General features: G+C 72.6%; 20 protein-coding genes. 16 read left to right on the top strand and 4 right to left on the bottom strand.

What is annotated here, in order from left to right; genetic code table 11:
* Positions 1–485: 485 nt before the first annotated feature.
* The 3 genes from UO65_RS31750 to UO65_RS31740 all read left to right on the top strand — a co-directional run bounded on the left by UO65_RS31750 (position 486) and on the right by UO65_RS31740 (position 3,267).
* The gene (locus UO65_RS31750; protein ID WP_035290330.1) at positions 486–1,229 is read left to right on the top strand and encodes a VOC family protein; all 744 of its coding nucleotides are present in this window, start codon (positions 486–488) and stop codon (positions 1,227–1,229) included.
* A 135-nt stretch (positions 1,230–1,364) separates the two neighbouring features.
* Positions 1,365–2,102, top strand: coding sequence for a VOC family protein (locus UO65_RS31745; protein WP_035290292.1), 738 nt, complete (start codon positions 1,365–1,367; stop codon positions 2,100–2,102).
* A 250-nt stretch (positions 2,103–2,352) separates the two neighbouring features.
* Positions 2,353–3,267, top strand: coding sequence for an SGNH/GDSL hydrolase family protein (locus UO65_RS31740; protein ID WP_233427922.1), 915 nt, complete (start codon positions 2,353–2,355; stop codon positions 3,265–3,267).
* A gap of 101 nt (positions 3,268–3,368) precedes the next feature.
* Here UO65_RS31740 and UO65_RS31735 read toward each other — a convergent pair whose 3' ends face one another.
* Positions 3,369–7,958 (bottom strand): ATP-dependent helicase, encoded by a 4,590-nt coding sequence (locus tag UO65_RS31735; protein ID WP_035290289.1) that lies wholly within the window; start codon positions 7,956–7,958, stop codon positions 3,369–3,371.
* A gap of 145 nt (positions 7,959–8,103) precedes the next feature.
* On the opposite strand from UO65_RS31735, the gene UO65_RS31730 reads away from it, so the two are divergent.
* The 6 genes from UO65_RS31730 (at position 8,104) to UO65_RS31705 (ending at position 15,798) form a co-directional block, all read left to right on the top strand.
* Positions 8,104–8,751, top strand: coding sequence for an ABC transporter permease (locus UO65_RS31730; RefSeq protein WP_035290286.1), 648 nt, complete (start codon positions 8,104–8,106; stop codon positions 8,749–8,751).
* Positions 8,744–10,003: an ABC transporter ATP-binding protein gene (locus UO65_RS31725; protein WP_084176439.1), complete on the top strand. Its 1,260-nt coding sequence runs from the start codon at positions 8,744–8,746 to the stop codon at positions 10,001–10,003. The genes UO65_RS31730 and UO65_RS31725 overlap by 8 nt, the downstream gene beginning before the upstream one ends.
* Before the next feature lie 35 nt (positions 10,004–10,038).
* Entirely contained in the window at positions 10,039–10,755 is a 717-nt protein-coding gene (locus UO65_RS31720; protein ID WP_052022080.1) for an ABC transporter permease, read from the top strand.
* A complete protein-coding gene (locus tag UO65_RS31715; protein ID WP_035290281.1) occupies positions 10,755–11,732 on the top strand; it encodes a glycine betaine ABC transporter substrate-binding protein in 978 nt (325 codons plus the stop codon). The genes UO65_RS31720 and UO65_RS31715 overlap by 1 nt, the downstream gene beginning before the upstream one ends.
* Positions 11,733–11,914: 182 nt before the next feature.
* Positions 11,915–13,891: an Hsp70 family protein gene (locus UO65_RS31710; protein WP_035290278.1), complete on the top strand. Its 1,977-nt coding sequence runs from the start codon at positions 11,915–11,917 to the stop codon at positions 13,889–13,891.
* A gap of 62 nt (positions 13,892–13,953) precedes the next feature.
* Positions 13,954–15,798 carry an Hsp70 family protein gene (locus UO65_RS31705; protein WP_035290275.1) on the top strand — a complete coding sequence of 615 codons (1,845 nt, stop codon included), beginning with the start codon at positions 13,954–13,956 and terminating at the stop codon, positions 15,796–15,798.
* A gap of 1 nt (position 15,799) precedes the next feature.
* Here UO65_RS31705 and UO65_RS38790 read toward each other — a convergent pair whose 3' ends face one another.
* A complete protein-coding gene (locus tag UO65_RS38790; protein ID WP_267880633.1) occupies positions 15,800–15,928 on the bottom strand; it encodes a hypothetical protein in 129 nt (42 codons plus the stop codon).
* Positions 15,929–15,961: 33 nt separating this feature from the next.
* Between UO65_RS38790 and UO65_RS31700 the strand changes: the two genes are divergently transcribed.
* The 7 genes from UO65_RS31700 (at position 15,962) to UO65_RS31665 (ending at position 22,639) form a co-directional block, all read left to right on the top strand.
* Positions 15,962–16,156: a DUF3046 domain-containing protein gene (locus tag UO65_RS31700; protein ID WP_035290272.1), complete on the top strand. Its 195-nt coding sequence runs from the start codon at positions 15,962–15,964 to the stop codon at positions 16,154–16,156.
* 173 nt (positions 16,157–16,329) lie between these two features.
* The gene (gene recA / locus UO65_RS31695) at positions 16,330–17,385 is read left to right on the top strand and encodes a recombinase RecA (RefSeq protein ID WP_035290269.1); all 1,056 of its coding nucleotides are present in this window, start codon (positions 16,330–16,332) and stop codon (positions 17,383–17,385) included.
* 13 nt (positions 17,386–17,398) lie between these two features.
* Positions 17,399–18,010 (top strand): regulatory protein RecX, encoded by a 612-nt coding sequence (locus UO65_RS31690; protein ID WP_084176438.1) that lies wholly within the window; start codon positions 17,399–17,401, stop codon positions 18,008–18,010.
* A gap of 849 nt (positions 18,011–18,859) precedes the next feature.
* Positions 18,860–19,147, top strand: coding sequence for a hypothetical protein (locus UO65_RS31680; RefSeq protein WP_035290264.1), 288 nt, complete (start codon positions 18,860–18,862; stop codon positions 19,145–19,147).
* A 45-nt stretch (positions 19,148–19,192) separates the two neighbouring features.
* Positions 19,193–19,975 carry a hypothetical protein gene (locus UO65_RS31675; protein ID WP_035290261.1) on the top strand — a complete coding sequence of 261 codons (783 nt, stop codon included), beginning with the start codon at positions 19,193–19,195 and terminating at the stop codon, positions 19,973–19,975.
* 14 nt (positions 19,976–19,989) lie between these two features.
* Positions 19,990–21,888 (top strand): fumarate reductase/succinate dehydrogenase flavoprotein subunit, encoded by a 1,899-nt coding sequence (locus UO65_RS31670; RefSeq protein ID WP_035290259.1) that lies wholly within the window; start codon positions 19,990–19,992, stop codon positions 21,886–21,888.
* 1 nt (position 21,889) lies between these two features.
* Positions 21,890–22,639 carry a succinate dehydrogenase/fumarate reductase iron-sulfur subunit gene (locus UO65_RS31665; RefSeq protein WP_035290256.1) on the top strand — a complete coding sequence of 250 codons (750 nt, stop codon included), beginning with the start codon at positions 21,890–21,892 and terminating at the stop codon, positions 22,637–22,639.
* Between the two features lie 72 nt (positions 22,640–22,711).
* On the opposite strand, the gene UO65_RS31660 is transcribed toward UO65_RS31665, so the two are convergent.
* Together UO65_RS31660 and UO65_RS31655 are read right to left on the bottom strand one after the other, a co-directional pair.
* Positions 22,712–23,629 carry an amino acid ABC transporter permease gene (locus UO65_RS31660; RefSeq protein ID WP_035290254.1) on the bottom strand — a complete coding sequence of 306 codons (918 nt, stop codon included), beginning with the start codon at positions 23,627–23,629 and terminating at the stop codon, positions 22,712–22,714.
* The gene (locus tag UO65_RS31655) at positions 23,626–24,276 is read right to left on the bottom strand and encodes an amino acid ABC transporter permease (protein WP_035290251.1); all 651 of its coding nucleotides are present in this window, start codon (positions 24,274–24,276) and stop codon (positions 23,626–23,628) included. The genes UO65_RS31660 and UO65_RS31655 overlap by 4 nt, the downstream gene beginning before the upstream one ends.
* Positions 24,277–24,359: the final 83 nt, after the last annotated feature.

The following is a 24,359-nucleotide window of genomic DNA, read 5'->3' as shown; positions in this document are numbered from 1 at the left end:
TCGCCATAGGGGCCCCGGCCAAACACATCCACCCAGCCGGGCACCACCGACAAAGTCCCGGGCTCGAAAGCCGAGCACATCCACCCACCCGGGCACCACCCACCAAACGACCGGGCTCGTGAAGGCACGGCCGAGCACATCCACCCAGCCGCGCACCCCCACCGGAACCCAGCTTTGAACAGCGGCACGGCCGAGTCATCCCCCCGCCCGCGCACACCCACCAAAACCCCGTGGCTCGAAGACACGGCCAAACACGCCCACCCAGGCACCCCAGCGACCAACCAGCCTCTCAACCGGGGAACGGCCGAGCAAATCCACCCGGACACCACCGGAAAATCCGGGCCACCCGCCAGGATCGGTCCCGCGCCGGTCCGGTGCCCGAGCGGTGCCCGGTGCCCCGGGCACCGCTCGGAGCACGCGCGCATCACCGCAGGTGACCGGTGTTGCCCGGCGGCCCCCAGGGAAACGCGGCTACCGTGTCGGCCATGTCCACCCGGTTGGCGAGTCTCGTGATCGACGCGACCGACCCGGCCGCGGTCGCCCAGTTCTGGTACATCATGCTCGGCGGGACCGCGACCCCGGAGCGCGACGGCGGCTACCGCCTCCTCGCCCCCGACGTCGGCGGCAGCGGCATCGATCTGGTGTTCCGGCGGGTCCCCTCGGCCAAGTCCGCCAAGAACCGCATCCACGTGGACCTGGCGACCGAGAGCCCGCACGAGTACCAGGTCCTCACCTCCCTGGCGGTCGACGTGGGTGCCCGCGAGGGCCGGGTCGGGCAGGGCCCGGAGGTGCCGTGGACGGTCTTCCACGACCCCGAGGGCAACGAGTTCTGCATCCTGGAGCCCGGCGACCTGTACCAGCGCACCGGTCCGCTGGCCGCGCTGGTCGTGGATTCAGCGGACCCGGCGGCGATGGCGGGCTTCTGGGCTGCGGCCACCGGCTGGCCCAGCGTGCACACCGGTGCGGGGGCGGCGGCGCTGCGCTCGGCGGGCACCAGCGGCCCGTGGCTGGAGTTCCTGCGGGTGCCCGACACCAAGCGCGGCCCGAACCGCATCCGGTTCGACGTGGCGGTTCTCGCCGACCGCCCGGACGGCGACGCCGAGGCGGCCCGGCTGATCGCACTGGGCGCCACCGAGCTGCCCGGCGGCCCGGACCCGGACGGTGCGCTGGCCTTCGTCGACCCGGAGGGCAACGAGTTCCGCCTGCTGCCCGCCCGGGTGCGCACCTGAGCGCCCACCGACAACGCCGCCCGCGGCCCTGACTGAGCCGGGTCCGGGCCCCGCTCGTTCCCGCGCCGGTTCCGGGGTGGTTGTCGCACCGGAACCGGCTATCGGTCGGCCCCGCGCTGCACTAGCGTCCGCCCCATGCCCACCCGCATGGTCAACCTCGTGGTCGACGCCGCCGACCCGGCCGCGCTCGCCCGCTTCTGGGCCGAACTGCTGCGCTGGTCGATCACCGCCACCACCCCCGACGAGGTCGACGTGCGCGCCCCGGCCGAGGACGGCTGGCAGGCCGACCTGGTCTTCGTCCCGGTCGACCCGGGTGCCCGGGCCAAGGTGGGGGTGAACCGCTGGCACCTCGACCTGCCCAGCGTCTCCACCGCCGACCAACTGGCCCTGGTGGACCGGGCGGTCGCCCTGGGCGCCACCCCGGCCGACATCGGTCAGGGCGACGTGCTGTGGGTGGTGTTGGCGGACCCGGAGGGCAACGAGTTCTGCGTCCTCGACCCGCGCCCGGAGTACGCCGACACCGGTTCGGTCGCGGCCATCATCGTCCAGAGCGCCAACCCCAACGCCCTGGCCGACTTCTGGGCCGCCGCCACCGGCCACCGCATCGTCCGCGACGACCGCACCGTGGCCTCCCTCCGCGCCGCCGACGGCCGGGGCCCGTGGCTGGAGTTCCTCGCCCTCGACGAGCCGAAGTCGACCAAGAACCGCCTGCACATCGACGTCGCCGCGCACCCGGGGGAGAACCAGCTCGCCGAGGTCGCCCGCTTGCGCGACCTGGGCGCCACCCCCCTCGACATCGGCCAGGGCGACGTGCCGTGGGTGGTGCTGGCTGACCCGGAGGGCAACGAGTTCTGTGTCCTCACCTCCCGCTGACCCGGGGGCTCGTCACCTGACCGGGCGCCACTCTGGTTGCCAGGAACCCCGGCACCTCGCGGACCAGACCTGTCGAGGCCGCCCCGTGGGCCTTCCCACCCACCGTTGTCTCCCTGCAAGCAAAGCGGCGGAGAACTTTGTCGCCCCAGGGCTGATTCCCCCGATTTCCCCCGGGCGCCGGTTGACTTCCGCGCGGGCGGGGAAGAAACCTACAGGTCCGGCACCAATTCCCGGGTTGTGGAGGTCAGTCGTGATTTTCTCGCGGTTCGGCACGGCGAAGTCCCGAACACTGCTGGGCGCAGGCGCGGCCCTGACCGTCGCGGCGGGCGTGGCCGCCACAGCGCTGGTCGCGGCCCCCTTCGCGGGCGCGGCCCAACCGCAGGACACGGCGACCAGGTACGTGGCCCTGGGCGATTCCTTCACGGCGGGCCCCGGCATCCCCACCCAGAGCGGCGGCGCCTGCGCCCGCTCGGACCGCAACTACCCGTCCCTGCTGGCCCAGGCCACCCACCCCGCCGAGTTCGTCGACGTTAGTTGCAGCGGGGCGGTCACCGCCAACATGGAGGACCCGCAAGGCTCCGCCGCCCCCCAATTCGACGCCCTCACCGCCGACACAACCCTGGTGACAGTGGGAATCGGCGGCAACGACGTGGGCTTCGGGGGCATCATCGGCACCTGCGTCACCCTGGCGGCGTCCGACCCCACCGGCCACCCCTGCACCGACCACTACACCGCAGGCGGTGTGGACCAACTGGAGCGGACCTTCGCCGAGAAGGCCCCCAAGATCGCCGCAGTCCTCCAGGGCATCCACCACCGCTCCCCGAACGCCGAGGTCGTCCTCGTCGGCTACCAGGCCATCCTCCCGGCCACCAAGGCCGCCTGCGACCCCGCCAACCCCAACAAGGCCATCGTCGCCGAGAACGACTTCCCCTACCTCGCGGCCAAGGAACGCTCCTTCGCCCACATCCTCGCCGCCACCGCCGCCGCCAACAACGCCACCTTCGTCGACACCCGCACCGCTTCCGAGGGCCACGAGGCCTGCACCGCCCCCGGCACCCGCTGGATCGAAGGCATCGTCGACGTCGTCAACGCCGCCCCCGTCCACCCCAACGCCCTGGGCATGGAGAACGTGGCACACCTGGTGCAAGCCGAGATCGCCGAGTGAGCCTGCTGCGCAACCCAAGCGGCCCAACCGAAGCGACGCGCCTCTGCCGCGCGCAACCAAGGCACGTCGTCGGCGCGAGCCGACAGCCCCGGCGCAGGGGCTCAAGCCCGCAGCCGCAACCCCTTCGGTGTCGCCCGGAATCCCACCTCCCGCAGTACGTCTCCCAGTGCGGACGTCAACGCCACCTCTCCGTCGGCCTTCTGTACCGACAGCGCGCCCAGCCACCCCTCCCGCACGGCCCGTGACAACCCCTCGGCGCCTGTTCGCAGCACCGCCGCGTCTTCCGTGAACGACAGCAGTGAACGGCCACCCCGCTCCACGTACAGGACGGGCACTCCGTCCACCAGGACCACCAGTGCCCCGGCCTTCCGCCCGGGGCGGTGCTTCCCCTCGCCGAGGACCGTGGGCCAGCCCAGTGCCGCTCCATATGGTTGGGCCGGGTCCGCGGCTGCCAGCACCACGGCCTCGCCCACCTCGGTGGAGTCCACTCTGGACAGGGAGCGCAGCCGGTCGACGGCTCCCCGGGCCGCGAACTGGGCCGCTCCCAGGCCCTCCACCACGTACCCGCGCACGATCTGGCCGGATTCCTCCATGGCCCGCAGCACCTTGTACACCCCGCTGAACCCGCCGACGACCCGTTCGGTGTCCAGTGCGCCGCGCGTCAGCACACCGTGTCGTTCCAGGAACGCCTCCGCCCTGGCGTGGGCCCGGCGTGTCGCGTCCGGTTCCCGGGGGACCACCAGGGACCACCGGCCGCCCGCGGTGGGTGGGCCGGATCGGCTCGGCATCGCCGGTCGCGCCGTCCGCAGGCGGGCGTACCGGCCCCGGGGGGCGGTGGCGCGGGGCTTGTGCGCCGCGCCCCTTCCCGACACCAGTGCCCTGAGGGGGGCGATCGTGTCGTTCGTGATGAGTCCGCCCCACACCAGGTCCCACAGGGCCGAGACCACGTCCGGGTCGGACGGTGCTCCCGCGCCGCCGTCCAGCAGCACCGCGCCGGTGCGGTCCGCGACCTGGCGGAAGAACAGGGCTCCACCGTCCAGGGACGACAGGACCGCCGCGTGCAGCGGGGTGTCCGGCACGGCCTCCTCCACGTCCGGCAGCAGCAGGTCCGCCACGTCGGCCGGTGCCAGGGCGACCCACCCGTCCCCGCCCGCGAGCGCTCCGCTGCCGCACCAGGTGACCTCCCCGGCCGCCGTCAGCTCGTCGAGCAGCGCGGGGGAGTAGCCGGGCAGCCGCGAGGGCAGCACCAACGACTCCAGCGCGCTCGCGGGCAGCGGTGCCCCGGCCAACTGTTCCACGACGGACAGCACGTCGTCGGCGGACGGGGTGGAGCGCCTGCCGCGGCCGATGCCGTGCCAGCCGGGCAGGAACCGCCCGAGGGCGGCCTGCTCCACCGGTTCGACCTCGGCCCGCAGCTTGGCCAGCGACCCACGCCGAATCCGGCGCAGCACGTCCGCGTCGCAGTACTCCGTGTGGGTGCCGCCCGGGCGCAGTTCGCCGCGGACCAGCCGCCCACTGCCCGCCAGGCGTTCCAGGACACCGGTCACCACGGACACGCCCAGGCCGAAGCGGGTCGCCGCCTCGACGGCCGGGAACGGCCCGTGGGTCCGCGCGTACCGGGACAGCAGGTCGCCCAGCGGGTCGACGACCGGTTCGGTGAACACCTCCGGCACGCCCACCGGCAACGCGGTGCCCAGCGCGTCGCGGACCCGGCCCGCGTCCTCCACCGCGAGGTAGCGCTCGACGCCCGCGATCCGGACCCGCAGGGCGCGGCGCGCGTCGGTCAGCTCGGTCAGCCACTCCGGGCGCACCCCGCGTTCGGCGGCCTCGGCCTCGGACAGGTCGCCGAGGAAGCGGAGCAGGTCGGCGGCGTCCTCGGCGTGGCGGGCGTGCCGCGCCGGGTCGAGCCGTTGCAGGGAGCGCTCGACCTCGTCGAGGACGCCCGGGTCGAGCAGTTCGCGGATCGCCTCCGAGCCGAGCAGCTCCGCCAGCAGCGCGCTGTCGAGCGACAGCGCCGCTGCCCGCCGCTCGGCCAGCGGGACGTCGTCGCCGTAGAGGAACATCCCGACGTAGCCGAAGAGCAGGCTGCGGGCGAACGGCGACGGGGACGGGGTCTCCACCTCCACCACCCGCACCTTGCGCCCGCGCACGTCGGCCATCAGCTCGCGCAGGCCCGCGATGTCGTACACGTCCTGCAGGCACTCGCGCATCGCCTCCAGGGCGACCGGGAACTGCTCGTACTTCGCCGCGACCGACAGCAGTTGCGCCGAGCGCTGCCGCTGCTGCCACAGCGGGGACCGCCTGCGCGGGTCGCGCTTGGGCAGCAGCAGCGACCGGGCCGCGCACTCGCGGAACCGGGCCGCGAACAGCGCCGAGCCGCCCACCTCGGCCACCACGACCTGCTCGACCTCGTCCGGTTCCAGCAGCACGTCCTCCGCGCCCGCCACCACCTCCTGCCCGGTGTCGTCGACCGCGTCCGGCAGCCGCAGCACGATGCCGTCGTCGGCGTGCGCGATCTGCGCCTCCACCCCCCGGCGCTCGCGCAGCCTGGCCGCGATCGCCAGCGCCCACGGCGCGTTGACCTGCGCGCCGAACGGCGAGTGCACCACCAGCCGCCAGTCGCCCAGCTCGTCGCGGAACCGCTCCACCAGCAGCGTCCGGTCGTCGGGGACGTGCCGGGTGGCCTCCCGCTGCTCGCCCAGGTACGCCAGCAGGTTGTCGCTCGCCCACGCGTCCAGCCCGGCCGCCGCGGTGCGCACCCTGGCCCGCTCGCCGTCCATCGAGGACACCTCGCGGACGAACTTGCCCAGCGCCCGGCCCAGTTCCAGCGGCCTGCCCGGGGAATCGCCCTTCCAGAACGGCATCCGCGCCGGTTCACCCGGTGCGGGGGTGACGATCACCCGGTCGTGGGTGATCTCCTGCACCCGCCAGGACGAGGTGCCGAGCAGGAACGTGTCGCCCACCCGGGACTCGTAGACCATCTCCTCGTCCAGCTCGCCGACCCGCGAGCCCGCGCCGCGCTCGTTCGGCGGGGTCATCACGGTGAACAGCCCGCGGTCGGGGATGGTGCCGCCGGAGGTGACCGCCAGCCGCTGCGCCCCCGGCCGACCGCGCAGCTCACCGGTCAGCCGGTCCCAGGTCACCCGGGGTCGCAGTTCGCCGAACTCCTCGCTCGGGTAGCGCCCGGACAGCATGTCCAGCACCGAGTACAGCGCGGAGTCCGGCAGCGACGCGTACGGCGCGGCCCGGCGCACCAGTGCCGCCAGGTCGGTGACCGCCCACGGCTCCAGCGCCACCATCGCCACGACCTGCTGTGCCAGCACGTCGAGCGGGTTGCGCGGGTAGCGCACGGCCTCGATCGCCCCCGCCGACATCCGCTCCGCCACCACCGCGCAGGACACCAGGTCGCCGCGGAACTTCGGGAACATCACCCCGTGCGACACCGCGCCCACCTGGTGCCCGGCCCGCCCGACCCGCTGCAACCCGGCGGCCACCGTCGGCGGCGCCTCGATCTGCACCACCAGGTCGACCGCGCCCATGTCGATGCCCAGCTCCAGCGACGAGGTGGCCACCACGCACGGCAGCCGCCCGGATTTGAGGTCCTCCTCCACCAGGGTGCGCTGCTCGCGCGACATCGACCCGTGGTGCGCCCTGGCAACCACGGGTTCCGCCCCGGTGCTCTGCCCGGACTGCCCGATCGCCTCGGCCGGGAACCTCGCCGGGACCGGGACCGGGACCGGGACCGGGGTCGGGACCTCCTCGCTCGCCAGCTCGTTGAGCCGGGCGGTCATCCGCTCGGCCAGCCGCCGGGAGTTGGCGAACACGATCGTGGAGCGGTGCGCGCGGACCAGCTCCAGCACCCGCCGCTCCACCATCGGCCAGATGGAGGCCTGCTGTGGCGCCTCGGGGGAGTCCGGGTCGTCCGGGACCGCGCGCGGCTGCTCGGTCAGCGCGGACATGTCCTCCACCGGCACCTCGACGCCGACCTCGATCGTCTTGGCGAGCTTCGGCTGCACCAGCGTCACCGGCCTGCCACCGCCGAGGAACGAGCTGACCTCCTCCACCGGCCGCACCGTCGCCGACAGCCCGATGCGCTGGGCGGGCCGCTCCAGCAGCGCGTCCAGCCGTTCAAGCGACAGCGCCAGGTGCGAGCCGCGCTTGGCGCCCGCCACCGCGTGCACCTCGTCGACGATCACCGTGCGCACCCCGCGCAGCGACTCCCGCGCGGCCGAGGTGAGGATCAGGAACAGCGACTCCGGGGTGGTCACCAGGACGTCCGGCGGGGTGCGGGCGAACGCCCGGCGCTCGTCGGCCGGGGTGTCACCCGTGCGGGTGCCGACGGTGATGTCCGGCTCCGGGGCGCCCAGCCGGTGCGCGGCCTGCCGTATCCCGGCCAGCGGGGCCCGCAGGTTGCGCTGCACGTCCACCGCCAGCGCCTTCAGCGGTGAGACGTACACCACACGGCAGCGGTGCTTGGGCTCCTCCGGCGGACCGCTCTCGGCGAGCCGGTCGAGGGCCCACAGGAAGGCGGCCAGGGTCTTGCCGGAGCCGGTCGGGGCGACCACCAGCGCGTGTTCGCCCGCAGCGGCCGCCCGCCAAGCCCCTGCCTGGGCGTCCGTTGGCGCGGCGAACGCCCCGGTGAACCACTGGCGGGTGGCCGGGGTGAACAGGTCGAGCGCGTCGGCTGGCATGGGCCCATGGTCGCCGAAGACACCGACATTCGCCCGAAACCATCCACAGGCCCGCGGGCGGCTGCCAGGCTGACCCTGTGGACGGTGAGTTGCCCACCGGCCGCGAGTAGGGAAGGTTGCTCGGTCAAACGAAGGGAGGTGGCCGGTGGACCTGTGGGACTTCATCGTCCAGCGATGGGATCGACTCCTGCCCGAGGCCGCTCTGCACGCGAGCGCGGTCATCCAGTGCACGATCATCGCCGCGGTCGCGGGCGTCGCGCTGGGCGTGGCCGTGTACCGCAGCCCGGCGGGCTCGGCGCTCGCCACGGCGCTCACCAGCGCCATCCTGACGGTGCCGTCGTTCGCCCTGCTCGGCCTGCTGATCCCGGTCCTCGGCCTCGGGGTCCCGCCGACGGTGGTGGCGCTGGTGCTCTACGCCCTGCTGCCCATCGTCCGCAACACCATCGTCGGGCTGTCCGGTGTGGACTCCGCGATCACCGACGCGGCGCGCGGCATCGGGATGAACCGGCTGCGCGTGCTCACCCGCGTCGAGCTGCGGCTGGCCTGGCCCGCGATCCTGACGGGCATCAGGGTCAGCACCCAGCTCCTGATGGGCATCGCGGCGATCGCCGCGTACGCCAAGGGGCCCGGTCTGGGCACCGAGATCTTCTCCGGGCTGGCCCGCGCGGGCAGCGCCAACGCCACCAACCAGGCCCTGGCGGGCACGCTCGGGATCGTGGTGCTCGCACTGCTGGTCGACGGGGTCTTCGTGCTCGTCGGCCGACTGACCGTTTCAAGGGGAATCCGTGACTGAGCAGCACAGCGCAGGCGAGCGGTCGGGTGTGGAGATCACGCTCGACCACGTCACCAAGCACTACCCGGGGCAGCGGGAGGCGGCGGTCGAGGACGTCAGCATCGTGCTGCCCGCCGGGCGGATCACCGTCTTCGTGGGGCCGTCCGGCTGCGGCAAGACCACCACCATGAAGATGATCAACCGGCTGATCGAGCCGACCTCCGGGACGATCACCGTGGGCGGCGCCGACGTGCTGTCGATGGACCCGGACAGGCTGCGCCGCGGCATCGGCTACGCCATCCAGCAGGCGGGCCTGTTCCCGCACCTGACCGTGGCCCAGAACATCGGCATGGTCCCCGGCCTGCTCGGCTGGGACCGGGCCAGGACCGCCGACCGCACCGCCGAGATGCTGGACCTGGTCGGCCTGGACGCCGAGTTCGCCGACCGCTTCCCCCGGCAGCTCTCCGGCGGCCAGCAGCAGCGCGTCGGGGTGGCCCGCGCGCTCGCCGCCGACCCGCCGGTGCTGCTGATGGACGAGCCGTTCGGCGCGGTCGACCCGATCACCCGGGGCAACCTGCAGGACGAGCTGCTCAACCTGCAATCGGAACTGGGCAAGACCATCGTGTTCGTCACCCACGACTTCGACGAGGCGGTCAAGCTCGGCGACCGCATCGCCGTGCTCGGGCCGCGGTCGAAGGTGCTGCAGTTCGACACCCCCGAGGCCATCCTGGCCAACCCGGCCGACGACACCGTCGCGGGCTTCGTCGGCGCGGGCGCCTCGCTCAAGCAGCTCACCCTGCTGCGCGTGCGCGACGTCGAGATCGACCGCACCGGCGTGGTCACCGCGGGCGTCGACGACCCGGTGCCGGAGCTGCGGGGCAAGCTCGCGGAGAGCCGGACCAAGTTCGCCCTGGTGCTCGACCGGCGCAACCGGCCGGTCCGCTGGGTGCACGTGCGCGACCTGAACGCGGCCACCTCGCTGGCCGGGGCGGGCAAGCCGGTCGGCGACTCGGTCTCGGTGCAGTCCACCCTCCAGGACGCGCTGGAGGCCATCCTCACCGAGGGCGGCAACGCCGCGGTCACCGGTCCCCGGGGCGAGTACCTGGGCACCATCGGGCTGGGCACGGTCACCGACGCCATCGCCGCGCTGCGCGAGGAGCACAGCGACGACCACAGTGACAATCACGCTGACAATCACAGTGACAATCACAGTGACAATCACGCTGACGACCGCACCGGCCCGCGGGCGGACAGCGAGGGGGTGACCCCGTGACCGCCCTGGAGGCCCGCGCCCGGCGGGCGGACCGGATGCGGCTGCTCGGGCAGCCCGTCGCCGTCGTGCTGCTCGTCGGCGGGGTGCTGGCCTGGGCGTTCACCCGCGACCTCGACTCCATCGAGCGCGCCAACATCAACGCCGCGAAGCTGCTCCGCGACACCTGGGACCACCTGGTCCTGTCGGTCGTCGTCACCGCGCTGGTGCTCGCGGTCGCGGTGCCGGTGGGCGTCGCGGTCACCCGCCGCTGGGCCCGCTGGGCGGCACCGGTCGTGCTCGGCATCGCCACCGTCGGGCAGGCAGCGCCCGCGGTGGGCGTGCTGGTGCTGTTCTTCCTGTGGACCGAGTGGGAGGGGCTGTGGGCCGCGGCGCTGCCGATCGCGCTCTACTCGCTGCTCCCGGTGCTGCGCAACACCGTCGTCGGCATCCAGTCGGTCGACCCGGCGCTGGTGGAGGCGGGTCGCGGCATCGGCATGTCCGGCGGTGCCGTGCTGCGCCGCATCGAGCTGCCGCTGGCCGTGCCGCTGATCCTGGCCGGGCTGCGCACCTCGCTGGTGCTCGCGGTGGGCACCGCCACCCTCGGCGCGTTCGTCAACGGCGGCGGCCTCGGCCTGCTCATCGACACCGGCTACAAGCTCAACCGGCCGACCGTCCTGGTCACCGGCGCGGTGCTGGCCGTCGGCCTGGCGCTGCTGGTGGACTGGCTCGGCGCGGTCGCCGAGCGCGGGCTCGGACCGAAGGGACTGCGCTGATGCCCAAGCCGAACACCGGGCTCAGGCTGGCCGCCGTCGCCGCGGCCTGCGGGCTGCTCGCCGGCTGCGGCCTGGAGAGCAACTTCGCCCTCCCACTGGACGTCCTGCCCGGACCGGAGGCGGTGCGGGCCGACCTGACCGACGTGCGGATCGTGGTGGGGTCCAAGGACTTCACCGAGCAGATCATCATCGGCCACCTCACCGAGTTCCTGCTCGCCGCCGCGGGCGCCGACGTGGTCGACCTGACCAACATCCAGGGCTCCAACAGCTCGCGGCAGGCGCTGCTCTCCGGCGACATCGACGTGCAGTGGGAGTACACCGGCACCGCCTGGGTCAGCTACCTGGCGCGGAGCACGCCGATCCCCGACGAGCGCGAGCAGTTCGAGGCGGTCCGGGAAGCCGACCGCGCCAACGGCCTGGAGTGGCTCGACTACGCGGAGCTGAACAACACCTACGCGTTCGCCATGCGCAAACCGGTCGCCGAGGAGTTGGGGATCAAGACAACCAGCCAGCTCGCGGAGGTCATCCGGCAGGACCCGGGCCAGGGCGTGTTCTGCCTGGAGACGGAGTTCATCAGCCGCGACGACGGGTTCCCCGGGGTGCAGAAGGCCTACGGGTTCTCGGTGCCGCCGGGCAACGTGAAGATCTTCGGCGCGGGCGCGGTGTACCAGGCGCTGGCCAACGGGGCCTGCGCCATCGGCGAGGTCACCACGACCGACGGCCGGAACCTGGCCCTGGACCTCGCCATCATCGAGGACGACCGCAAGTTCTTCCCGCAGTACAACGTCGCGCCGGTCATCCGCACCGACTTCCTCGCCGAACACCCGCAACTGCGCCCGATCCTCCAACCGCTGGTCGAGCGCCTCGACAACGAGACGATGCAGCGGCTCAGCGCCCGAGTGGACGTCGACGGCGCCGACCCGGTGGAGGTCGCCCGCGACTTCCTGCTCGGGGAAGGCCTCATCACCCTGCCCTGACCGGGACGAGCCCGCCGACCGGTCCCGAGGTCGGCGGGCTCCCCTCGTCCGCTGAGCTGCGGCGATCCCGACGGCCCCGGTGAGATCGACGGACCGGGGCCGTCGCCCGTATCGCTCGTGGGAGCATCAGCGACACAACCCGGGGGGTCAGCGGTGTCCGGGTTGGTGATGAGGGGAGAGCAGTGAACGTCCTGTCGGTGGATCTCGGCACGTCGAACACCGTCGCCGTGCTGTCCGCGCACGGCCGTCCGCCGCGCGTGGTCGACGTCGACGGCTCCTCGATGATGCCGTCGGCGGTGTTCGCCGGTGAGGACGGGACCCTGGTCGTCGGCCGCGACGCCGAGCGCCGCGCCCGCCTCGACCCGGCCCGGTTCGAGCCCAACCCCAAGCGCCGCGTCGACGAGGGCACGCTGCTGCTCGGCGACACCGTCGTCCCGGTCACCGACGCGCTCGCGGGCGTGCTGCGCCGCGTCGTCGACGAGACCACCCGCCAGCTCGGCGGCGGCAAGCCCGACGAGGTCCGGTTGACCCACCCGGCGCAGTGGGGCCCGGTCCGGCGCAACGTGCTGCTGTCCGCGGCCCGGCAGGCGGGCGCGGGGTCCAACCTGGTGCTGGTGCCCGAACCGGTCGCCGCCGCCGCGCACTTCGCCTCCTTCCCCGGGCAGAAGCTCGGCTCCGGGCAGGCGCTGGCCGTCTACGACCTCGGCGCGGGCACCTTCGACGTGGCCATCGTCGGCGCCACCCAGACCGGGTTCGCCGTCCTCGCCGAGGCCGGTCTGCCCGACCTCGGCGGCCTCGACGTCGACCAGGCCCTGCTCGAACACGTCGGCCGCCAGGTGTCGCACCGGGACCCGGCGGGCTGGCAACGCCTGCTGCGCCCCACCTCCACCGGCGACCGGCGCGCCCAGCGCGCGCTCCGCGAGGACGTCAAGGCGTCCAAGGAGGCGCTGTCGCGGCACCCGCAGACCGAGGTCCCGCTGCCGGAGCCGTTCGAGGACGTCCTGGTCACCCGGGTCGAGCTGGAGGCGCTGATCCGCCCGGGGATGCTGCGCAGCGTCGAACTGCTCGCCGCGACCATCCGCTCCACCGGCATGACCCCCGATCAGCTCGTCGGCATCTACCTCGTCGGCGGTTCCAGCCGCATCCCGCTGGTGGCGACGCTGATCGCCGAGCAACTGCGGGTCGTCCCGACCAGCCTCGACCAGCCGGAGACCGCCGTCGCCCTGGGCGCGCACCACGTGCCGCAGGAGGGCATCACCATGCGCACCGGCGACATGAGCGGCGCGCTCGACGCCGTGGCCCGGACCCGTGCGGTCATCCCGCCGCGCACCAGCGGGTTCACCGCGGGCAGCGGCGCCACCGCGACCGTGCGGCACCCCAAGTTCCCGACCAACCCGCAGCAGCAGCGCCCGGCGCAGAACCCGCCGTCGCGGCCGATCCCCGCGCAGAACCAGCAGCAGGCGCCGCACCAGGGCGCCCAGCAGCCCCGGTCCGGTCCGCTGCCGGTGCAGCAGGCGCCGCAGTCCGGTCCGCTGCCGCAGTCCGGGCACCCGCAGCAGCAGATGCAGCAGCGGCCGCCGATGCCGCAGTTCCCGCAGCAGCGGCAGGGGTCGAACCCGGCGAAGCTGTGGATCGTCCTGGGCTCGGTCGGCCTGGTCGTGCTCATCGCCGTGGTGAGCATCGTGCTCGCGACCTCCGGCGGCGGGGTCGAGGACTGCGGGACTGACACCAAGACCGACGCGCAGGGCTTCACCCCGTGCATGCGCACCCTGGCCGGGTCCATCGCCTCCGGCGAGTGCACCGCGGGCATGAACCTCAACGGCGAGGTCGTCAGCACCCCCGGCGCCACCGCCGCGACCTGCACCCTCTCCGACGGCTACTACGCCATCTACTACCAGTTCCCCAACCAGGCCGCGGTGTCGTCCAACATCGACCAGGCGTTCTCCGAGATGGGCGTGTCGAAGGCGCAGGCCGAGACCGCCACCTGGAGCGGTTCCGGGCTGTCCGGGACGTACTACTCCGTCGACGTCGGCGGGCGGGGCCTGCTGCTGTTCACCGTGGACGACAGCCCGCTGCTGGGCGCCGTGCTGAACCTGAGCGCCGCCTCCGACACCAGCCTGATCGACTACTTCACCAGCAGCGTCAAACCGGGCGGCTGAACCGGCGGGAGCCCCCGGACCGCCTGTGCCAGACTGAACCCGTCCCCGATCCGGAGGGAAACATGCGGGTTCTGTCCGTCGACCTCGGCACGTCCAACACCGTCGCGGTGCTCTCCGCGCACGGCCGCCCACCCCGGGTGATCGAAGTGGACGGTTCCGCCACGATGCCGTCGGCGGTCTTCGCCGCCGAGGACGGCGGGCTGGTCGTCGGCCGCGACGCCGAGCGCCGCGCCCGCCTCGACCCGTCCCGGTTCGAGCCGAACCCCAAGCGCCGCATCGACGACGGCACGCTGCTGCTCGGCGACACCGTCGTCCCGGTGTCGGAGGCGCTGGCCGCGGTGCTCAAGCGGGTCGCCGACGAGACCTCCCGCCAGCTCGGCGGCGGCGCCCCCGACGAGGTCCGGCTGACCCACCCGGCGCAGTGGGGCCCGGTCCGGCGCAACGTGCTGCTCACCGCCGCCCGGCTCGCGGGCCTGGGCTCGGCGCTGGTGCTGGTGCCCGAGCCGGTCGCCGCCGCCGCGCACTTCGCCTCGCTCGGGCACGCCCTGCGCCCCGGGCAGGCGCTGGCCGTCTACGACCTGGGCGCGGGCACCTTCGACGTCGCCGTCGTGGCCGCCACCCAGGCCGGGTTCGCCGTGCTCGCCGAGGACGGCCTGCACGACCTCGGCGGCATGGACGTCGACCAGACCCTGCTCGAGCACGTCGGCCGCCAGGTCTCGCACCGCGACCCGCGCGGCTGGCAGCACCTGCTGCGCCCGGAGTCCACGGCCGATCGCCGCGCCCGCCGCGCCCTGCAGGAGGACGTGAAGGCGGCCAAGGAGGCGCTGTCGCGGCACCCGCAGACCGAGGTGCCGATGCCGGAGCCGTTCGACGACGTGCTGGTCACCCGCGCCGAGCTGGAGGCGCTGATCCGGCCGAGCCTGCTGCGCAGCGTGGAGCTGCTGTCGTCGACCATCCGCGCCACCGGGCTCGGCCCGGACCGCCTCGGCGGCGTCTACCTCGTCGGCGGTTCCAGCCGCATCCCGCTGGTGGCGACGCTGATCGCCGAGCAACTGCGGATCGTGCCGACCAGCCTCGACCAGCCGGAGACCGCCGTTGCCCTCGGCGCGCACCAGGTGACCCAGGAGGGCATCAGCCTGCGCACCGCGGGTGTCGCGCCCGGCTCCGCCCAGCCCGGCTCGGGGCCCTTCCCCACCCAGCAGCCCCCGCACGCGCCGCAGCTGCCGAACCCCGGGCCGCAGACCGCCGCGCAACCGCTGCCGACCGGCGGTTTCCCGGCCACCCCGCAGGGCTTCCCGCAGCAGGCCAACTTCCCCACCCCGCCGCGGCAGAACGACTTCCCCACCCCGCCCCGGCCGGGCGGCAAGCGGCCCGGGGTCCTCGTCGGGGTGGCCGCCGCGGTGGTCCTCGCGCTGGCCGTCGTGGGCGGGATCTTCCTGTTCACCTCCGGCGACGACCTGCCCACCGCCGAGTCGTGCCGGACCGCGGGTGCCCGGGACGCGCAGGGCTTCACCGCGTGCCTGCGGCAACTGGCCGGGGCGGTGCCGGACGGCAACCGGTGCCAGGCCGCCGACGCCGACGCGGCGGCCGACGTCACCTGTGCGCTGCCGGACTCCTACACCGTCAGCTACGCCCAGGTCGGCTCACCCGACGAGGTCCAGGGCGTGCTGCGCGCCGAACTCGGCGAGATGACCGAGGGCGAGCACGTGCTGGCCGATTGGCACGGCAACGGCCTGGACGGGAAGTACCGGGCCGGGGTCAGCGGCGGCACCGGGGTGCTGGTTTTCACCGTCGAGGGCCGCCCGCTGGTCGGCTGGCTCTCCCGCTCCGGCGGCGACGAGTCCGCCGAACTCACCCCGGACGCGCTGGCGGACTACTTCGCCCAGCGCGTCCAGCCCGGCACCTGACCTACCGCCGCCGGTTGCGGACGAACCAGGCGATCCCGAACACCAGCGCGGCCACGCAGCTCGCGGCCACGCCGATGTCGAGCCAGAGGCCCTCGGCGGCCGTGGGCTGGTCGATCGCGAGCAGCAGCATGCCCCCATCCTGCCGGCCGTAGACTGGGCACCGATGCGCATCACCGCTTTCCGAGCCCGGCTCGCCGAGGAGTTCGGCGCGCTCCGGGCCGACACCATCGCCCACGACCACGTCTTCGCCGCCCTCGGCGGCCGGACCGTCGACCAGGCCCTCGACGCGGGCCTGCCGACCAAGGACATCTGGCAGGCCGTCTGCGACGCCTTCGAGGTCCCGGTCGAGCGCCGCTGACCCCGACCGGGTGTGTCGGTGCCGCCGATCGAACACGTGTTCGCTACCCTGACCGGCACAGCGCAGATCCGACGGCCGAGTTGTCCACAGACGGCGGTGCCTGCCGGAAATCGTCAGACCCTGCCCGTAGCGTCGACGGCGTGAGTACGAAACAGACTCGAGGTGGATCGAAGATGGCACCAGCAGCACCCGACCGGGACAAGGCGCTCGAACTCGCCTTGGCCCAGATCGACAAGAACTTCGGCAAGGGCTCGGTGATGCGCCTCGGCGAGGAGGGGCGCGCCCCCGTCCAGGTCATCCCCACCGGCGCCATCGCGCTGGACGTGGCGCTGGGCATCGGCGGCCTGCCGCGTGGCCGCGTGATCGAGATCTACGGCCCGGAGTCCTCCGGCAAGACGACGGTGGCCCTGCACGCGGTGGCCAACGCCCAGCGCGCCGGTGGCATCGCGGCCTTCATCGACGCCGAGCACGCGCTCGACCCGGACTACGCCAAGAACCTCGGCGTGGACACCGACGCCCTGCTGGTCTCCCAGCCGGACACCGGTGAGCAGGCGCTGGAGATCGCGGACATGCTGATCCGCTCCGGCGCGCTCGACATCCTGGTCATCGACTCGGTGGCGGCCCTGGTGCCGCGCGCGGAGATCGAGGGCGAGATGGGCGACAGCCACGTCGGCCTGCAGGCCCGGCTGATGAGCCAGGCGCTGCGCAAGATGACCGGTGCGATGAGCAACTCGGGCACCACCGCGATCTTCATCAACCAGCTCCGCGAGAAGATCGGCGTCATGTTCGGCTCGCCGGAGACCACGACCGGTGGCAAGGCGCTCAAGTTCTACGCCTCGGTGCGCCTGGACGTGCGCCGGATCGAGACCCTCAAGGACGGCGGCGAGCCGGTCGGCAACCGCACCCGGGTCAAGGTCGTGAAGAACAAGGTCGCCCCGCCGTTCAAGCAGGCCGAGTTCGACATCCTCTACGGCAAGGGCATCAGCCGCGAGGGCTCGCTCATCGACATGGGCGTCGACCAGGGCATCCTGCGCAAGTCGGGTGCCTGGTACACCTACGAGGGCGACCAGCTCGGGCAGGGCAAGGAGAACGCCCGCAAGTTCCTGCTGGAGAACCCGGACGTGGCCAACGAGGTCGAGAAGCGCATCAAGGACAAGCTCGGCATCGGTGCCAAGCTCGACGCCGACGAGACCCCCGCGGTCGAGGCGGCCGCCCCAGTCGAGTTCTGATCGGCCGGTCGTCATGACCGAACGCCGGTACGCGCGCAGAACCGGGGGGTCGGGCACCGACTCGACCTCCCGGGCCCCCGGCGCGCGGGAACACCCCCGCGCCGCCGACGAGCAGGACCCGGCCGCCCGCGCCCGGGACATCTGCTACCGGCTGCTGGCCCTGCGCGACCACACCCGCCTCGAGCTCGAACAGGCCCTGCTCCGCCGCGAGATCCCCGAGGACATCGCCCAGGTGGTCCTGGGCAAGTTCGACAAGGCGGGCCTGATCAACGACGAGGCGTTCGCCGAGTCGTGGGTCGAGGCGCGGCACCGGCACCGCGGCCTCGGCCGCCGTGCCATCGCCCAGGAGCTGCGCCGCAAGGGGGTTGACGACACCACCGCCGCCGAGGCCCTGGCCGCTGTCGACGCCGAGGCCGAGGAGTCCCGGGCCCACGACCTGGTCCGCCGCAAGCTCGGCGGCACCCGGGGGCAGGACCCCCAGGTCCGCCTGCGCAGGCTGGTGGCCATGCTCGCCCGCCGCGGCTACGCCGAGGGCCTCGCCTTCCGCGTGGTCCGCAGTGAGCTGGAGAACGAGGGCATCGACGCGGACGCGGACACCCCGGGCTGGTCCGCCGACCTCGACTGACCCACCCCGCTCGATCCCACCCGCAGCGCACCCTGGCGGGCAGCCCGCGTCCCCGCGACTGCCCGCCCCGGGGCTGCCGCCCACACCGGCCTCCTGGCAGCCCCGGTTGCCGCTTGCCCCGGGCTGCCTGCTGCCCCGGACTGCTGCCTGCATTGGCCGCCGCTTGCCTCGGGCTGCCTGCTGCCCCGAACTGCTGCCTGTTCTGACTGCCGACTGGCCTGGGCTGCTGCTTGTTCTGGCTGCTGCTGGCCAGCCTGGGTGGCCCGCTTGCCTCGGGCTGCTGGCCGGCCTGGGCTGCCGCCTGTTCTGGCCGCTGGTCGGCCCGGGTTGCCGCCTGTCCCGGCTGCTGTCCACCCGAGTGGTGCCTGCTTGCAGGCACCACTCGGGGTGGGGGTTGCCTGCGCCCGGTCTGTCGCCTTGGTCGCCTCCAGGGCGTCGGGTGCCTTGAGGTGCGATCCCGAGGCGATGTCGACCACCCCGAGGGGCACCCCCGAGCGCCCTGAGCGAGCCCGCTCATCCCGCACTGCGAGACGCCGACCCCCTTGTTTTTCGACCGCCCCACCGCCTGCCTCCGACGGCGGCCAGTGGCGCGCTTCACATCCGGTCAGCCTCGTCATTTTCATCACCTGACCAGGCGAAACAAGGAGGAGCCCCGGGTCGAGGGCGACTGCCATGTGGTGCACGTCATACGCGCTTTTGCGCCACCTGGAGGGCGTGGCGCCCTCCGCCCGAAAACCCTGTGGTACTTGTCACATCTGCTCTCGACCGGAAAAGTGGGTGGGGAGCGGCACCGGTACGACGGCGTATCGGCCACAGGCCGCGAATGGATCGGTGTACTGGAGGTGCGACATGACGAGCACGGAGTTCAGCGAGCTGCAGCGGACCATCGGACAACTGCGGCACTGCGTGGGGGCGCTGCGGGCCCGCTATGGCGACGTCCCCGCTGTGCAACGGCTGACCAACGACCTGGAGCGCATCGACATCGATGCCGGTGACCTGGTGGCCGCCCCGGCGGCACCCGCACCCCGGGTTCCCGTCTTCGCCGAGACGGAGTTCGTGCACATCCCCGACACCCCCTACGACCCGGCGCTGTGGCAGGGCGCCGACGACGAGGGGGTCGGCGGCTACCAGCGCTGACCCGGCGCTCGCCGACCCGGACCACTTCTCAAAGACGAGGAATCCATGACGTCAGGCGTTGGCGCCCCCACCCGGGCGAAGATCACCGCGCGCACGCTGCGGACCGACCGGTGGTGGCTCCCGCCCCTGATGACGAACCTGGGCCTGCTGGCCTTCGTCGTCTACGCGACGATCAGGTCGTTCATGGGCAAGTGGTACTGGGTCGGCGAGTACGGGTACCTGACGCCGTTCTACTCGCCGTGCCTCAGCGACTCCTGCCTGCCGGGGGCCAGCCACTTCGGCACCCCGCTGCCGGAGCTGCCCGGGTGGGTTCCGCTGGGCTTCATCGCGCTGCCGTTCCTGCTGGGGTTCCGGCTGACCTGCTACTACTACCGCAAGGCCTACTACCGCTCGGTGTGGCAGTCGCCGCCCGCCTGCGCGGTGGCCGAGCCGCACGGCAGCTACTCCGGTGAGACGCGGCTGCCGCTGGTCGTGCAGAACGCGCACCGCTACTTCTTCTACGTCGCCGTACTCGTCTCGGTCGTCAACACCTACGACGCCGTCGTGGCGTTCACCCACGGCCTCGGCCTCGGCAACGTCATCCTGCTGGTCAACGTGGTCCTGCTGTGGGCGTACACGGTGTCGTGCCACTCGTGCAGGCACGTCGTCGGCGGCAGGCTCAAGCACTTCTCGAAGCACCCGGTGCGCTACCGCGCCTGGACGCTCGTCTCCCGGCTGAACGCGCGCCACATGCAGTTGGCGTGGACGACCCTGGGCACCCTGGTGCTCACGGACCTCTACGTGATGCTCGTGGCCAGCGGCGCCATCTCCGACCTGCGGATCATCTGAGGAAAAGGACGTCAATGACCGAGGTTGAGCGGCACTCCTACGACGTCGTCGTGATCGGTGCCGGGGGTGCGGGGCTGCGCGCGGTGATCGAGGCCAGGGAGCGGGGCCTGAGCGTCGCGGTGGTGTGCAAGTCGCTGTTCGGCAAGGCGCACACGGTGATGGCCGAGGGCGGCTGCGCGGCGTCGATGGGCAACGCCAACCCCAACGACAACTGGCAGGTCCACTTCCGCGACACCATGCGCGGCGGCAAGTTCCTCAACAACTGGCGGATGGCCGAGCTGCACGCCCAGGAGGCCCCCGACCGGGTGTGGGAGCTGGAGACCTACGGCGCGCTGTTCGACCGCACCCCCGACGGCCGGATCAGCCAGCGCAACTTCGGCGGGCACACCTACCCCCGGCTGGCGCACGTGGGCGACCGCACCGGCCTCGAGCTGATCCGCACCATGCAGCAGAAGATCGTGTCGTTGCAGCAGGAGGACTTCGCCGAATCGGGCGACTACGAGGCGCGGATCAAGGTCTTCGCCGAGTGCACCGTCACCGAGCTGCTCAAGGACGGCGACCGGATCGCGGGGGCGTTCGGCTACTGGCGCGAGTCCGGCCGCTTCGTGCTGTTCGAGGCCCCGGCCGTGGTGCTGGCGACCGGTGGCATCGGCAAGTCCTTCAAGGTCACCTCGAACTCCTGGGAGTACACCGGCGACGGGCACGCGCTGGCGCTGCGCGCGGGCGCCACGCTGATCAACATGGAGTTCGTCCAGTTCCACCCCACCGGCATGGTCTGGCCGCCGAGCGTGAAGGGCATCCTGGTCACCGAGGGCGTGCGCGGCGACGGCGGCGTGCTCAAGAACAGCGACGGCGAGCGGTTCATGTTCGGCTACGTGCCGGACGTGTTCAAGGGCCAGTACGCCGAGGGCGAGGACGAGGCCGACCGCTGGTACGCCGACCAGGAGCAGAACCGGCGCACCCCCGACCTGCTGCCCCGCGACGAGGTGGCCCGCGCGATCAACACCGAGGTCAAGGAGGGGCGCGGCTCCCCGCACGGCGGGGTGTTCCTCGACATCGCCAGCAGGCTGCCCGCCGAGGAGATCCGCCGCAGGCTGCCGTCGATGTACCACCAGTTCAAGGAACTGGCCGACGTCGACATCACCGCCGAGCCGATGGAGGTCGGCCCCACCTGCCACTACGTCATGGGCGGCGTCGAGGTCGACCCGGACACCGGCGCGGCGTCGGTGCCCGGCCTGTTCGCGGCGGGGGAGTGCTCGGGCGGGATGCACGGCTCCAACCGCCTCGGCGGCAACTCCCTGTCGGACCTGCTGGTCTTCGGCAGGCGCGCGGGCCTGGGTGCGGCCGCCTACGTGGCGGGCCTGGACACCCGGCCCGCGGTGGCCCCGGACGCGGTCGACGCGGCGGCGGCGCTGGCGCTCGACCCGTTCGACCCGGAGGTGGGCGGTCCGGCGGAGAACCCGTACACGTTGCAGAACGAACTCCAGCAGTCCATGAACGACCTCGTGGGCATCATCCGCAAGGCGGACGAGATGCGGCGGGCGCTGGCCACGCTGGACGATCTCAAGCGCCGCCTGCCCAACCTCGTCGTCGAGGGGCACCGCCAGTTCAACCCCGGCTGGCACCTGGCCCTCGACCTGCGCAACATGCTCCTGGTCAGCGAGTGCGTCGCCCGTGCCGCCCTCACCCGCACCGAGAGCCGCGGCGGGCACACCCGCGACGACCACCCGGCGATGGACTCCCAGTGGCGCAACACGTTGCTGGTGTGCTCCACCGACGGGGACGCGGTCGCCGTGGAGCGCAAGGAGCAGGTGCCGATGCGCGAGGACCTGCTGGCCCTCTTCGAACTCCCGGAGCTGGAGAAGTACTACACCGGTGGCGAACTCGCCGCCCACCCGGGAAGGGCGGAGTGAGATGGCCTACGAGGCGAAGTTCAGGGTCTGGCGCGGCGACGACAGCGACGGCGAGCTGAGGGACTACCTGGTCGAGGTGAACGAGGGCGAGGTCGTCCTCGACATCATCCACCGCCTCCAGGCCACCCAGACCCCCGACCTGGCCGTCCGCTGGAACTGCAAGGCGGGCAAGTGCGGCTCCTGCTCCGCGGAGATCAACGGCCGCCCCCGGCTGCTGTGCATGACCCGGATGTCCACCTTCACCGAGGACGAGACGGTCACCGTCACCCCGATGCGCACCTTCCCGGTCGTCCGCGACCTGGTGACCGACGTGTCGTTCAACTACACCAAGGCCCGCGAGGTCCCGTCGTTCGCGCCGCCGCCGGGCGTGGCACCGGGGGAGTACCGGATGCTGCAGGTGGACGTGGAGCGCTCGCAGGAGTTCCGCAAGTGCATCGAGTGCTTCCTGTGCCAGAACACCTGCCACGTGGTCCGCGACCACGAGGAGAACAAGGAGAACTTCGCCGGCCCCCGCTACCTCATGCGGGTGGCCGAGCTGGAGATGCACCCGCTGGACTCCGCCGACCGCGTCGCCGCCGCCCAGGACGAGCACGGCCTCGGCTTCTGCAACATCACCAAGTGCTGCTCCGAGGTCTGCCCGGAGCACATCGCCATCACCGACAACGCGCTGATCCCGATGAAGGAGCGCGTCGCCGACCGCAAGTACGACCCGATCGTGTGGCTGGGCGACAAGCTGTTCCGGCGCGGCTGAGACTTCCGTGGAAAGAGCGGTGGCCCGGTCCAGGAGGACCGGGCCACCGTGCTTTGTCGGCTGTGCGGGCGATCAGCCGCCGCCGCCTGCCGCCCCCGCGCCCGTTCCGGCGCCCCCGACCGCGGTCGCGGTCAGCATCGCCGCCTCCCCGTCGTCGTTGCGGGCGGTCTTCTTGCCCTGGCTCAACCGGCGCTCGGTGTAGACCGCGAGCCTGCTCAGCGCGTAGTTGACCACGATGAAGATGATGGCGATCAGCAGGTAGGTCTGGATCGGGTTGCTGAGCACCTCCTTGATCTGCCCGGCCACCCGCACCAGTTCCTCGTAGCTGATGATGAAGCCCAGCGAGGTGTCCTTGAGGACCACGACCAACTGGCTGATCAGCGCGGGCAGCATCGCCCGGAACGCCTGCGGCAGCAGCACCAGCCGCAGCACCTGCCCCCGGGTCAGGCCCAGCGAGTCGGCCGCCTCCTTCTGCCCGCGCGGCAGCGAGTTGATGCCCGCGCGGACGATCTCGGCGATGACCACCGAGTTGTAGAGCGTCAGGCCGATCACCAGGTACCACAGCGGGTCCATGTCCGCGCCCAGCGTGGGCAGCACGCGGGCGGCGAAGAAGATCGCGATGACGACCGGGACGCCGCGCAGGAACTCGATCAGCCCGACCACCGCCCAGCGGTACCAGCGGGCCGCGGTGACCCGGGTGACCGCCAGCAGGGTGCCGATGACCAGCGAGAACACCATCGCCAGCGCGGCGGCGGTCAGCGTGGCGCCGAGCGCGGTGCCGATCCGCTCCCACACCAGCGGGAACTGCTCGTCGGTCGGGTCGAACAGCGGCGCCCACTTCTCCGGCGCGAACTGGTCCTGGTCGTTGAGCCGCATCCCCACCAGGGCGAGCGCCGCGAGGACGGCTAGCCCGGCGATGACGCTGAGGACCAGCACCCGGCGCTTGGCGCGCGGGCCGGGGACGTCGTAGAGGACGGACGTGGTGCTCATCGGGCGATCGCCACCTTGCGCTCGAGCAGGTTCAGCAGCAGGCCACCGGGGATCGTGATCACCAGGTAGCCGATCACGACACCGATCAGCACCGGCAGGATGGCCTCGCCGCGCGAGCTGGTCAGCGTGTCGCTGACCGAGAACAGGTCGCCGCCGACGCCGAAGGCGCCCGCGATGGCGGAGTTCTTCACCATCGCGATGATGACGCTGCCCAGCGGCGGCACCACGGTGCGCAGCGCCTGCGGCAGGATGACGTTCGACAGCGACTGGGTGAAGGTCAGGCCCACCGCGCGCGCCGCCTCGGCCTGGCCCGCGGGCACCGAGTTGATGCCCGCGCGGACCGCCTCGCAGACGAACGCGGCGGTGTAGAGCACCAGCCCGGCCACGCCGAACCAGAAGTACTTGCCGTTGACCCCGATCTCGGGCAGGCCGAAGGCGCAGAAGAACAGCACCACGGTCAACGGGCAGTTCCGGAAGACGTTCACGTAGGAGGTGCCGACCCAGCGCAGCGGCGGGACGGGCGAGACGCGGAACGCGGCGATGATCGTGCCGAGGAGCAGTGACCCGATGAGCGCGTAGGCGCAGAACTCCAGCGTGGTGAAGAACCCGTCCCGGTAATAGGCGAAGTTGTCGAGGATGACGTTCAACGTGGTCTCCGAGCCCGGTCACGGCTCGGGGCGCCTGCCGACCGGCGGGAAGGCGGGCGCCCCGGGCACGGGATCAAACGGTG

The sequence above is a fragment of the Actinokineospora spheciospongiae genome (assembly GCF_000564855.1).
Lineage (GTDB): Bacteria > Actinomycetota > Actinomycetes > Mycobacteriales > Pseudonocardiaceae > Actinokineospora > Actinokineospora spheciospongiae.
This window is presented reverse-complemented; position numbering and strand designations above follow the sequence as displayed.

Coding starts and splice junctions, on each gene's coding strand:
- UO65_RS31750 (WP_035290330.1), top strand. CDS start 486: ATGTCCACCCGGTTGGCGAGTCTCGTGATCGACGCGACCGACCCGGCC.
- UO65_RS31745 (WP_035290292.1), top strand. CDS start 1,365: ATGCCCACCCGCATGGTCAACCTCGTGGTCGACGCCGCCGACCCGGCC.
- UO65_RS31735 (WP_035290289.1), bottom strand. CDS start 7,958: ATGCCAGCCGACGCGCTCGACCTGTTCACCCCGGCCACCCGCCAGTGG.
- UO65_RS31720 (WP_052022080.1), top strand. CDS start 10,039: ATGCGGCTGCTCGGGCAGCCCGTCGCCGTCGTGCTGCTCGTCGGCGGG.
- UO65_RS31715 (WP_035290281.1), top strand. CDS start 10,755: ATGCCCAAGCCGAACACCGGGCTCAGGCTGGCCGCCGTCGCCGCGGCC.
- UO65_RS31705 (WP_035290275.1), top strand. CDS start 13,954: ATGCGGGTTCTGTCCGTCGACCTCGGCACGTCCAACACCGTCGCGGTG.
- UO65_RS38790 (WP_267880633.1), bottom strand. CDS start 15,928: ATGCTGCTGCTCGCGATCGACCAGCCCACGGCCGCCGAGGGCCTCTGG.
- UO65_RS31700 (WP_035290272.1), top strand. CDS start 15,962: ATGCGCATCACCGCTTTCCGAGCCCGGCTCGCCGAGGAGTTCGGCGCG.
- recA (WP_035290269.1), top strand. CDS start 16,330: ATGGCACCAGCAGCACCCGACCGGGACAAGGCGCTCGAACTCGCCTTG.
- UO65_RS31690 (WP_084176438.1), top strand. CDS start 17,399: ATGACCGAACGCCGGTACGCGCGCAGAACCGGGGGGTCGGGCACCGAC.
- UO65_RS31680 (WP_035290264.1), top strand. CDS start 18,860: ATGACGAGCACGGAGTTCAGCGAGCTGCAGCGGACCATCGGACAACTG.
- UO65_RS31675 (WP_035290261.1), top strand. CDS start 19,193: ATGACGTCAGGCGTTGGCGCCCCCACCCGGGCGAAGATCACCGCGCGC.
- UO65_RS31670 (WP_035290259.1), top strand. CDS start 19,990: ATGACCGAGGTTGAGCGGCACTCCTACGACGTCGTCGTGATCGGTGCC.
- UO65_RS31665 (WP_035290256.1), top strand. CDS start 21,890: ATGGCCTACGAGGCGAAGTTCAGGGTCTGGCGCGGCGACGACAGCGAC.
- UO65_RS31660 (WP_035290254.1), bottom strand. CDS start 23,629: ATGAGCACCACGTCCGTCCTCTACGACGTCCCCGGCCCGCGCGCCAAG.